Below are 11,386 nucleotides of genomic sequence, written 5' to 3' on the forward strand. Positions count from 1 at the left end.
TCGATGGCCTGGAATCGCCTGCGCGATCGGAAATCTCGGGGAACGTCATGGGGGCGCCGAGTCTAGCAGAGCGGGCGCGCGCCTCGCGGTGCGCGCGCGCCCTCGCGCCCCCTCGCTCCCCTCGCTCCTGTCGCCGAGATTCGCGACACACGCGGCCTGTGCGTCATGGTATCGCCCACCGCCGCGCCGCGCGCCGGGCCTCCTCCGGGCCGCGCGCCGCAAGGGAGACGCGCCCCGATGTACCGCCTCGTCCGACCGCTCCTCTTCGCGCTTCCACCCCGCCTGGCGCACGAGCTCGGCATGCTCGCGCTCGGCCCGATCGAGCACGCGGCGCCGCTCCGCGCCCTCGTGCGCGCCCGCCTCGCGCCCCGCGACGGGCGCATCGCGGTGCGCGCCATGGGGCTCGACTTCCCCTCCCCGCTCGGCGTGGCGGGCGGCTTCGACAAGGACGCCCGCCGCGCCCGCGCGCTCGCCGCGCTCGGCTTCGGCTTCGTCGAGCTCGGGACGGTCACCGCGCAGGCCCAGGCCGAGAACCCGCCGCCGAACCTCTTCCGGCTGCCGGCCGACCGGGCGCTGATCAACCGGCTCGGGTTCCCGAACCAGGGCGCCGCGCGCGTCACCGAGCGGCTCCAGGACCGCGGCGGCGCGGCGGCCGTCGGCGTGCCCGTGGGCATCTCGATCGGCAAGTCGCGGGTCGCGCCGCTCGATCCGATCGAGCCCGCGATCGAGGACTACCTCGCGAGCTTCCGCGAGGTGCGGCGCGCGGCCGACTTCGTCGTGATCAACGTGTCGTCCCCGAACACCAAGGACCTCCGGGCGATGCAGGGGCCGGCGATCGCGCGGGCGCTCCTCTCGGCGATCGCGCGGGAGAACCGCGCCGGCGGGAGGCCGCTGCCGCTGCTCATCAAGGTCGCCCCGGACCTCGGCGACGAGGAGCTCGAGGCGCTGCTCGCCGTCGTCGAGGAGGTCGGCCTCGCCGGCGTCATCGCGACGAACACCACGGTGCGGCGCGACGGGCTCGCGACGAGCCCGGCCGCCGTCGAGGCGATGGGCGCCGGCGGGCTCAGCGGGCCGCCCCTCCGGCAGCGCTCGCTCGCGATGGTGCGGCGCATCCGCGCGCGCCTCGGGGGCGGCGTCACGGTGATCGGCGCCGGGGGCGTCGAGTCGGCGGAGCACGCCATGGATCAGATCCAGGCGGGCGCCGACCTCGTGCAGCTCTACACGGGCTTCATCTACGGGGGGCCGCTCCTCCCCGCCTCCATCGCGCGCGGCCTGTCGGAGCTCGTGGCGCGCTCGGGCGCGCGGTCGATCCAGGAGCTCTCCGGTCGGCCGGGCGGCGCGGCGCGCGCTGCTATGATCGACCATGGAGCTTGAAGCGCAGGTCCACGGCACCATCCGCGAGATCCCGGAGGACGAGTGGAACGCGCTCGACGGCGCGAGCGAGGCGCCATTCCTCTCGTGGGCGTGGTTCGACGCGCTCGAGCGGACGGGATGCGTGGGCGAGGCGGCGGGCTGGCTGCCCCACCACATCACGTTCCGCGTCGAGGGCGTCCTGCTCGCCGCCGCGCCCGCGTACCTCAAGGACAACAGCGAGGGCGAGTTCGTCTTCGATCACGGCTGGGCGTCCGCGTCGCACCAGCTCGGCGCGCCGTACTACCCGAAGCTCGTCGTGGCGGTGCCGTTCACGCCCGCCACGACGCCGCGCCTCCTGGTGCGGCGGCCGGAGGACCGGCCGGCGCTCCTGCCGGTCCTGGCCGAGACGCTCCGCACGCTCGTCGCGCGCGGCCGCATCTCGAGCGCCCACGTCCTGTTCCCGACCGAGGAAGAGGCCGCCGCCCTCGCCGGGGCGAACATGGCGCACCGGTGCGGCATCCAGTTCCAGTTCGAGAACGAGGGGTACGGCACGTTCGACGACTTCCTCGCGCGCTTCAACGCGAAGCGGCGGCACCAGATCCGGCGCGAGATGCGCGAGGCGTCGAGGCAGGGCATCTCGATCGACACGCTCCGCGGCGCGGACATCACGCCGGAGATCGTGGACGTGATGTTCGGCTTCTACGTCTCGACGGTGGAGAAGTTCGCCTGGGGCCGGCAGTACCTGAACCGCGCCTTCTTCGAGGAGATCACGGCCCGGCTCCGCAGCGACGGGGAGCGCGCCGGGTCGCGGGGAGGCGTCGAGATCGTCCTCGCGCGGGAGGGCAAGCGGGCCATCGCGGGCGCGCTCAACCTCGCGGGGCCCGAGACGCTCTACGGCCGTTACTGGGGCGCCTCGGAGGAGCGCCCGTTCCTGCACTTCAACGTCTGCTACTACCACCCGGTCGAGGACTGCATCGCCCGCGGACTGCGCCGCTTCGAGCCGGGCGCGGGCGGGTCGCACAAGCTCGTGCGCGGCTTCGCTCCCAGCGTCACCCACAGCGCGCACCACCTCGCGCATCCGCGCCTCGACGCCGCCGTGCGCGAGTTCCTCGTGCGCGAGCGCGCCGTTGTCCGCGCGCGCACCGCGGACCGGAGCGTGGCATTCCGCTGAGCGCGCCGCGGTGACGCGCGGTGTTGACGTGACGCGCTCCGGAGAGGGATGCTTCGGGGCATGCGTGTCTTTCTTGCCCTCCTCGTCTCCTCTGTGGCTTTCGGTCTCGCCGCGACCGGCGGCTGCTCCAGCGAACCGACCCCCGACGCGACCACCACGACCACGGCGGCGACGGTCGCCGGGGCGGGCGGCGCGCTCGGATTCGGCTGCTTCGGCGGCAGCCCCGACGGTCGGTGCACGATCCTCGCGCAGGTCCCCGAGAGCTGCGGCTGCCCCGATTGCGCCGGTTCGGCGAGCTGCCTCGGCCACTGCAAGGACGACGGCGCCTGCGATCTGCGGCCCGACGCCCCCGACGGCGAGGATTGCACCTGCCAGGACTGCGCCGGCAGCGTCGCCGAGTGCAGCCCGCGGCGCGGCTGCAACGACAACATGGCGTGCGGCGTCAACGAGGATTGCACCTGCGCCGATTGCACCGACACCCCGCGGTGCACGGATCACTGCACCGACAACGGCTCGTGCGCGGAGTACTTCGAGGGCTGTTCCTGCGCCGATTGCGGCGACGTCGAGCGCTGCGGCGGCAACCCGGCCACGACCACCGCCACGACGACGAGCAGCGGCGAGGGCGGCGCCGGCGGCACCGGCGGCGACCCGGCCGGCAGCGGCGGCGCAGGCGGCGCCGGCGGCAGCGGCGCTGGCGGCAGCGGCGCTGGCGAGGGCGGAGCGGGCGGCGCCTAGAAGGTCAGTTTGCCTGTAAAATAGCAGAGAGATTGAACCACAGAGGACACAGAGGGCACAGAGGAAGAGAGAGAGAATGAAGAATTAAAATCTCTTTCTCTCCCTCTCCCCCTCTGTGCCCTCTGTGCCTCTGTGGTTCAAATTCTCTCTCTCCCTGTTTCACGAGGGAGACGCGCCAGGCGCGGTGCGCTGCCTCACTGCTTGGCGGTCAGCCCGTGCTTCCGCAGGAACATCCGCACGTGGTGGCGCTCCATGCCGGCGCGGCGCGCCATCTCGCTGATGTTGCCGCCCGTCGCGCGGATCAGCTCGCTGAAGTAACGCTGCTCGAACGCCGCGACGGCGCTCCGCTTCGCCTCGCCGAAGGCCGACGTCGGCGCGACGATGTCGCCGCCGCCCTCCAGCGGGAGGATCGCCGCGATCGCCTCGGCGCCGGGCGGCAGGCTCGTGGCCACGCTGGTGACGTTGATGAGCTCGCGGATGTTGCCCGGGAAATCGTGCTGGCCGAGCGTCGTGGTGATGAGATTGACCATCTCCACGGCGCGCTCCGGGCACCCCATGCGCTCGCACACGCTCGCGACGAGCAGCGGTATGTCCTCGCGCCGCTCGCGCAGCGGCGGCAGCTCGATGCGCATCTGGGCGATCCGGAAGAAGAGGTCGCTCCGGAAGCGGCCGGTGTTCATGCTGCGGCCGAGATCGCGGCGCGTCGCCGCGATGATCCGCACGTCGACCGGCTCGTAGATCCGCGAGCCGACCCGCTTCAGCTTGTGCTCCGAGAGCACCCTGAGCAGCTTCGGCTGGAGCTCGGGCGGCAGCTCGCCGATCTCGTCGAGGAAGACCGTCCCGCGGTTCGCCTCGTGGAAGGCGCCGTTCTTGCGATCGCTCGCCCCCGGGAACGCGCCCCGCTCGTGCCCGAACAGGAAGCTCTCGGCCAGCGCGCCGGGCAGCGACGCGCAGTCGACGACGACGAACGGCCCGCCGCGCCGGCTCGAGCCGTCGTGGATCGCCTGCGCCGTGAGCTCCTTGCCCGTGCCGGTCTCGCCCGTGATGAGCAGCGAGAGCTCCGTCGGCGCCACCTCGCGCAGCAGGCGGAAGAGGTGGCGCATCCGCGGCGAGGCGCCGATCAGCGGGCCGAAGCTCTCGTCGAAGCCGACGTCGACGCGCTCCTTCTCGAGCGGCTCGAAGCTGAGCACCGACCCGCCGACCTGGATGGCGCACGCGGCCGTCAACGTCGCCTCGCGGATGCGGACCATCGAGACGAACGTGCCATTCTTGCTGCCGAGATCGCGGACGAGCACGCCGGGCCCCTCCGCGCGCAGCTCGCAATGCGTCGAGCTGACCTCCGGATCGTCGACGACCACACCGCAGCTCGGATCACGCCCCACCACGATCGGCGCGATGCCGATCTTGACGGGATCCCGGCCCGCCGCCCGCAGCGTCCCTCCGCGAACGAACCACTGGACCGCGCGAGCGCGGGTCGCGTCCCTCGTCGAGCTCATATCCAACGGTTATTCGATTTCCCCGGCCTTGACCACATCTCCGTACGCTCCCGCCTCTCCATGTCGGAGGCGCCGCGCGCGCGCACATGGACGCACCGGGTACGTGACTTCCCGATGAGACGCGGTCCCTCGTCGAAAAACTTCAAAGCCACGAGAGATGTCGCGGAGAAATTCAGATCAATGAATGTACTGAGCGCGTAGCGGGAGAGGCCCTAGTGAGGTTAGACTACGTGGCTACGCAGAAGACGGGTCGAGCGACTGTCCCGTTCGCTCCGTCGGGCGTCGTTGAATGACAGCCCACAACGGTCTGTCGGTGTGTGTTTCGATCAACGCGGTTCGGGGCTCCGCTCTCCCGGTCCCCTCAACGCGGGGGCGCGCAGGCGCTCCCGACGAGGATGCTTATGCCGAGAACAGGATGGTTACTCCGGAAGCGCGCCGTGACGGCCCTGGGAATCCTGGGGCTCTCCGCGGGGGCGAGCGCGCTCGCCACCGTGTCCACCGGTTGCAGCAGCGAGGCCGACGGCCCGTGCATCTCCGACGAGCAGTTCTTCGCCGAGAAGGTGTGGGTCCCCATCCTCTCGGCGAAATGCATCGGCTGCCATAACCCGCAGGGGCAAGCGGCGGAGACCAAGCTGATCCTCGCCGGCAGCAGCGAAGCGGGCTTCCTCGACAAGAACCTCGCGACGTTCAAGTCGCTCGCGGGGCTCGAGCTCGGCGGCGAGTCGTACGTGCTCCTCAAGCCGACGAAGACCATCGATCACGCCGGCGGCCACGTCATCGACGTCGACGGCCCCGAGTACGAGGCGCTCCGCGAGATGGTGGACCGCACGAAGAGCCCCTCGTCCTGCGAGACGGACGTCAACGCGTCCTTCGCCGACGTGTTGATGAGCGGGTCGGCGGAGACGCTCCGCATGGCGAGCCTGGAGCTCGCCGGGCGCCTGCCCACCGAGGCCGAGGAGCAGGCCGTCGCCCAGAGCGGCATGGACGCGCTCGACCCGATCCTCGACCAGCTCCTCACGGAGGACGCGTTCTACGTGCGGCTGATGGAGATCTACAACGATCTCTTCCTCACCGATCGCTACCTGAACGGCGAGGCGGCCATCGACCTGATCAAGAGCGACGCGTACGACCCGAAGTGGTACGCGAGCCTCCCGCAGGACCCGGCGCTCGTCGAGAAATACGGCGCGCGGGACCTGGAGGACGCCATCAACAAGCTGAAGAGCTGGACGAACCGCGCCATCGGCCGGGAGCCGCTCGAGCTCATCGCGTACATCGTGCGGAACGACAGGTCCTTCAAGGAGGTCCTCACCGCCGACTACACGGTCGTGAGCCCGTTTTCGGCCAAGGCGTACGGCGTGTCGGCCGAGTTCCAGAACGACGCGGATCCGGAGGAGTTCGTCCCGGTGAAGCGCGATCCTGTCCCGCTCGCGGGCGTGCTCACCTCCCCCGTCTTCCTCTCGAGGCACCCGACCACGAGCACCAACAGGAACCGGCACCGCGCGAGGATGGTCTATCAGTACTTCCTCGGCACAGACATCCTGAAGACGGCCGAGCAGCCGCTCGATCAGACGAAGATCACCGACTTCAACCCGACGATGAACAACGCGGCGTGCACCGTCTGCCACGCCGCCCTGGACCCGCTGTCCGGCGGATTCCACAGCTTCGACTCGACGGGCCGGTACAGGGCGGACGACACCTGGTACGAGGACATGCGGCCGCCGGGCTTCGGCGCCGAGTCGGTGCCTTACAGCGAGTTCCCGAGCGCGCTCTCGTGGGTGGCCAAGCGCGTCGCCGACGACCCCCGCTTCGCGCTCTCGGCGGTCTACACGATGTACACCGGCCTCACCGGGCAAAAGCCGCTCGTCGCGCCGACGAACGACGATCCGGAGTTCAGCGCGAAGTTCCGGTCGTACCTCGCCCAGTACCACGCGTTCAACGCGATGGCGCGCGACTTCGCCGACAGCGACTACAACCTGAAGACGGTCGTCAAGGCCATCGTCAAGAGCCCCTATTTCAGGGCGCGCAACGTCGCGCAGCCGTCGTCCCGCGGCGAGGCGCTGACGCAGCTCGGCGGCACGCGGTTCCTCGGGCCCGAGCAGCTCCACCGGAAGATCTGGGCGGTGACGGGGTACCCGTGGCGCCCGAGGGCGTTCGAGGACGACGGGAACCGCTACGACTTCCTGCTCCGGCGCGACGCCTACCGCCTGCTCTACGGCGGCATCGACTCGGAGGAGGTGGTCCAGCGGATCACGGAGCCGAACGGGATCATGGCCAACGTCGCCGACCGGATGGCGAACGAGATGGCGTGCATCTCGGTGCCGCGCGATCTGTTCCTCCCGCAGGAGGAGCGGCTGCTCTTCCCCCACGTCGAGACGACGTTCGAGCCGCGGGACACGAACGACTTCGACGTGCTGCCGGCGGTCGAGGCGATCAAGAAGAACATCCAGCACCTGCACAAGCGGGTGCTTGGCGAGTCGCTCGAGCTCGGCGACCCCGAGCTCGAGCGGACGTACAAGGTCTTCCTGGAGACGTGGGAGGAGGGCAAGGCCGGCATGGCGAAGGCCGAGGGCGAGGAGGGCCGGCTCTCGAGGTCGCTGCCGGGCGCCTGCCAGGTGCACAACGACTACTGGACCCGCAAGGGGCTGCCCGAGGAGGAGAAGCTCACGCGGGACGACAACTACACGGTCCGCGCGTGGATGAGCGTCATGACCTATCTCCTGTCGGACTTCAGGTTTCTTTACCAGTAGGAGCAGCCATGGAACGTCGAGATTTCCTCAAACTGGCATCGATGGCGGGCCTCGGCGTCGTCGCAGCGGGCTCGCTGTCGAGGGACGCCGCGGCGGCTGGCCCCTACTCGGGCCCCCTCTGGATCCATATCCACGCGAGCGGCGGGTGGGACCCGACGAGCCTCTGCGATCCGAAGGGCGCGATGAGCGCCGAGGAGCAGAAGACGCGGGAGGCGATGAACCGCAGCTACCTCAATGGAGAGATCGGGACCGCCGGCAACCTCCGGTATGCGCCGGTCGGCACCAACGCCGAGTTCTTCAAGAAGCATTACAGCAAGCTGCTGATCATCAACGGCATCGACACCGAGACGAACAGCCACGACGCGGGCGTCCGCAACACGTGGTGCGGGACGCTCCGCGAGGGCAAGCCCGGCTTCGCGGCGCTCGTCACCGGCGTGCACGGCGGCGCGCTGCCCATGGGGTTCATCAGCAACGGCGGCTACGACACGACAGCGAACGTCGTGGCCGTCACGCGCGTGCCCGACACCGGCCTGCTCCAGCGGCTCGCGTACCCGAACGTGATCGATCCGTCCGCCGAGAAGCGCGAGGGCTACCACACCGACGCCACGATGACGCGCATCCTGGAGGCCCGGCAGGCGCGCCACGCGGCGCGGCTCGATCAGCAGCGGCTGCCCCACGTGAAGCAGGCGATGAGCACGCTCTTCACCTCGCGCGTCGGGCAGAACGAGCTCAAGCAGCTCATCCAGTTCCTGCCCGCGGAGTTCGAGCAGGCCTCGCTGCGGCGCCAGGCGCAGGTAGCGCTCGCTGCCTACCAGGCCGGCATCTGCGTCAGCGCGAACCTGACGGTGGGCGGGTTCGACACCCACGGCAACCACGACGACAACCACATCCCCCGGCTCGGCAACATCTGCGACGGCGTCGACTTCCTCCTGAGCGCCGCGGAGGAGCTCGGCCTCGCCGACCGGATCGTCGTCGTCGTGGGCTCGGATTTCGGCCGGACCCCGGGGTACAACGAGGGCAACGGCAAGGATCACTGGAACATCACCAGCATGATGCTGGCCGGCGCGGGCATTCAGGGGAACCGGGTGATCGGGGCGACGGACGAGCGGCACAACCCGCTCGAGGTCGATCCGGTCACGCTCCAGCCGAGCGAGGGCGGCGTCCGGATCAAGCCGGGGCACATCCACAAGGCGCTGCGCAAGCTCGCAGGGATCGCGGACGATCCGCTCGTGCAGCGGTTCCCCCTCTCCGAGAAAGAGGATCTGCCGATCTTCGGGTGACGACGGTCGCTCCCGCCGCAGCGTGACGGCGGGGACGGGGCGCTCCCCTCCCCGCCGCCGCACGAAGCCCTCCCCCGCCGCTCACTCCACCGAGAACGCGATCTCCTCGCCGGCCGAGGCGCCGTCCGCCTCGACGCGGAGGCGGTGCGCGCCGGCGACCAGCGGCCAGTCGAGCGCGAACGGCGGGCCGACCTCGATCGGGCGGCCGTCGAGCACGAAGCGCGCGCGGCGCACGCCCGCGGGGACGTCGGCGCGGAGCCGGATGGCCTGCAGCGAGTTCACCGAGGGGTCGAGGACGAACCGGGCGCCGTCGGGCGGGTACGCGACGCGGACGCGCGCGCCGACCTGCGCCTGCGCCGCGCCGTCGCGCCCGGGGAGCGCGCCGCAGAGGGGCGAGGCCTCGTCGGGGGCGATGGGCCGGCCGGCGGCGCGCGCCCACGCGGTGAGCTCGGCGTCGTGGCGCTCGAAGACGCGCTCCTCGACCGCCGCGTCGGGGCAGGCCCCGGCGCGCAGGCCGTTGCGGCGATCGACGCGCACGATCTCGTGCATGTCGCACGGCGAGAGCGCCGCGGCGTCGCCGCGCGGGAGGAGCTCCCGGCGGCTGTGCGGGCACGCGGCGGTCGGCGTCATGCCGGACAGGCTGCAGACCTCGACCTCGGCGAGCAGGTCGGGATCGGGCGCGTCGAAGGGGCGCGGCGGCCGGACGCGCGCGGCGGCGAGCATGGCGTCGCGGAACAGCGGGCCCGCGCCGGTGATGCCGCTGACGCCGCCCATGGGCGAGCCGTCGAAGTTGCCGACCCAGACGGCGACCGTGACGTCGGGCGTGAAGCCGACAGCGAGGTTGTCGCGGAACCCCTTGGACGTGCCCGTCTTCGCGGCCACGGGGAACGGCAGGTCGAGCGCGCTGCCCTCGCCGAACGACGCGAGCCGCGCCTTGTCGTCGGCGAGGATGTCGGTGATCACCCGGGCGCGCGCGGCGTCGAGGACGCGCGCGCCGCGCTCGGGAGGCGCGCTCGACGGCGGCGCTGGCGCGGGCGGCTCGTCGGAGACCGCGCGCGGCGCGTTCGTTACCGCGCGCACCGCGCGCACCGGCATGTAGATCCCGCCGCGCGCGAGGGTGGCGTAGGCGTTCGCGAGATCGAGGAGGCGGACCTCGCCGTCGCCGAGCGCGATCGCGACGCCGTAGCGCGACGGCTCGCCGTCGAGCGAGCCCAGGCCGAGCTCCCGGAGCCGCGCGAGCACGCGATCGGGGCCGAGCGCGGCCGCCGTCCAGACCGCCGGGACGTTGTACGAGCTGGCGAGCGCGTCCCGGAGGCGGACAGGGCCGTGGAAGCGCCCGTCGTAGTTCCGCGGGACGTAGCTGCCGTCCGCGGTCGGGAACGAGAGCTCGACGTCGGGCAGGACGGTCGCGGCGGTGAAGCCGAGCTGCTCCATGGCGAGCTCGTAGACGAACGGCTTCAGGGCCGAGCCGGGCTGGCGCAGCGCGAGGACGCCGTCGTTGTGGCCGAGCCCGGCGACGTCGTCGATGTCGTGCGAGCCGACGTACGCGAGGATCTCGCCTGTCGCGTTCTCGAGCACCACCACCGCCGCGGCGCCGACGTCGCGGTCCGAGAGGCCGCGGACTGTCTGCTGCGCGAGCACCTCGATCTCCCGCTGGAGGCCGCGGTCGATCGTCAGGGTGATCTCGCTCGCCCGGCCGCGCAGCGGCGCCGCGACGGCGCCGTCGCCGAGCGCGCCGCCGAGCACCGCGCGCACGAGGTGCGGCGCGCCGAGGCCGCTTCCCTTCGGGGCGAGCGCGATGGGCTCGGCGCGGGCGCGGGCCACCTCGGCCTCGCCGGCGAGGCCGGCCGCGAGCATGCGATCGAGGACGCGGTTCCTGCGGCGCTCGAGCGGCCCCGTGCCGCGGCGCGGGTCGTACAGCGCCGGGCCGCGCGGCATGCTGGCGAGCGCGGCGGCCTCGGCGAGCGAGAGGTCGGCGGTGGGCTTGTCGAAGTAGAAGCGGCTCGCCGCCTCGACGCCGCGCAGGCCCGGACCGAACGCGACGCGGTTCAGGTACTGCTCGAGGATCTCGCGCTTCGAGAGCGACGCCTCGATGCGCAGCGCGAGCGCCATCTCGCCGAGCTTGCCGCGCGCCGTCCGCGGGCGCGGCACGAGCGCGCGCGCGAGCTGCTGCGTGATCGTGGACGCGCCCGAGACGACGCGCCGCTCCGCCGCGAGCTGGCCGATCGCGCGCGCGATCGCGATCGGGTCGACGCCGGGGTGGCGCGCGAACCGCCGGTCCTCCGCGGCGAGCAGGGCGCGCTGGATGCGATCGCCGGCCTCGGCGAGCGGAAGCCAGCGCGCGCGCGCGCCGTCGCCGGCGCGGAGCTCGCGGAGCACGGTGCCGTGGCGATCGAGCAGCACCGTGGACACGGCGCGATCCTCGGCCGCCCGGAGCTCCGGCGGGAGCGGCGTGAGCGCCGCGACGACGCCGAGCAGGAGCCACGGCGCGATCGCGACCGCGAGCGCGATCTGCGCGGCGCGACGCAGCGGCGAGCGCGGGCGGAGGCGCGCGAGCCACCGCGCGGGCCGGCCGGTCCACGGCGGAGAGGGCGCGCCCACGGA

7 protein-coding genes are annotated in these 11,386 nt (G+C 72.1%); 5 read left to right on the forward strand and 2 right to left on the reverse strand.

What is annotated here, in order from left to right; all coding sequences use genetic code 11:
* The first annotated feature begins 237 nt into the window (after positions 1–237).
* Genes WMF42_RS22585 through WMF42_RS22595 form a run of 3 tightly spaced genes read left to right on the forward strand, consistent with a single transcriptional unit; the run spans position 238 to position 3,259 of the window.
* Complete coding sequence (locus WMF42_RS22585; RefSeq protein ID WP_061611409.1) at positions 238–1,374, forward strand: quinone-dependent dihydroorotate dehydrogenase; 1,137 nt, start codon at positions 238–240, stop codon at positions 1,372–1,374.
* Positions 1,364–2,524 carry a GNAT family N-acetyltransferase gene (locus WMF42_RS22590; protein ID WP_061611408.1) on the forward strand — a complete coding sequence of 387 codons (1,161 nt, stop codon included), beginning with the start codon at positions 1,364–1,366 and terminating at the stop codon, positions 2,522–2,524. The genes WMF42_RS22585 and WMF42_RS22590 overlap by 11 nt, the downstream gene beginning before the upstream one ends.
* 60 nt (positions 2,525–2,584) lie before the next feature.
* The gene (locus WMF42_RS22595) at positions 2,585–3,259 is read left to right on the forward strand and encodes a hypothetical protein (RefSeq protein WP_437684625.1); all 675 of its coding nucleotides are present in this window, start codon (positions 2,585–2,587) and stop codon (positions 3,257–3,259) included.
* A gap of 194 nt (positions 3,260–3,453) precedes the next feature.
* Here WMF42_RS22595 and WMF42_RS22600 read toward each other — a convergent pair whose 3' ends face one another.
* Positions 3,454–4,755 (reverse strand): sigma 54-interacting transcriptional regulator, encoded by a 1,302-nt coding sequence (locus WMF42_RS22600; protein ID WP_061610932.1) that lies wholly within the window; start codon positions 4,753–4,755, stop codon positions 3,454–3,456.
* 437 nt (positions 4,756–5,192) lie between these two features.
* Between WMF42_RS22600 and WMF42_RS22605 the strand changes: the two genes are divergently transcribed.
* Complete coding sequence (locus WMF42_RS22605; protein WP_061610924.1) at positions 5,193–7,502, forward strand: DUF1588 domain-containing protein; 2,310 nt, start codon at positions 5,193–5,195, stop codon at positions 7,500–7,502.
* A gap of 8 nt (positions 7,503–7,510) precedes the next feature.
* Positions 7,511–8,782 carry a DUF1501 domain-containing protein gene (locus WMF42_RS22610; RefSeq protein WP_061610925.1) on the forward strand — a complete coding sequence of 424 codons (1,272 nt, stop codon included), beginning with the start codon at positions 7,511–7,513 and terminating at the stop codon, positions 8,780–8,782.
* Between the two features lie 81 nt (positions 8,783–8,863).
* On the opposite strand, the gene pbpC is transcribed toward WMF42_RS22610, so the two are convergent.
* Positions 8,864–11,383 carry a penicillin-binding protein 1C gene (gene pbpC, locus WMF42_RS22615; protein WP_437684627.1) on the reverse strand — a complete coding sequence of 840 codons (2,520 nt, stop codon included), beginning with the start codon at positions 11,381–11,383 and terminating at the stop codon, positions 8,864–8,866.
* Positions 11,384–11,386: the final 3 nt, after the last annotated feature.

This window comes from Sorangium sp. So ce176 (assembly GCF_051519835.1).
In the GTDB taxonomy this organism is placed as follows: domain Bacteria; phylum Myxococcota_A; class Polyangia; order Polyangiales; family Polyangiaceae; genus Sorangium; species Sorangium cellulosum_G.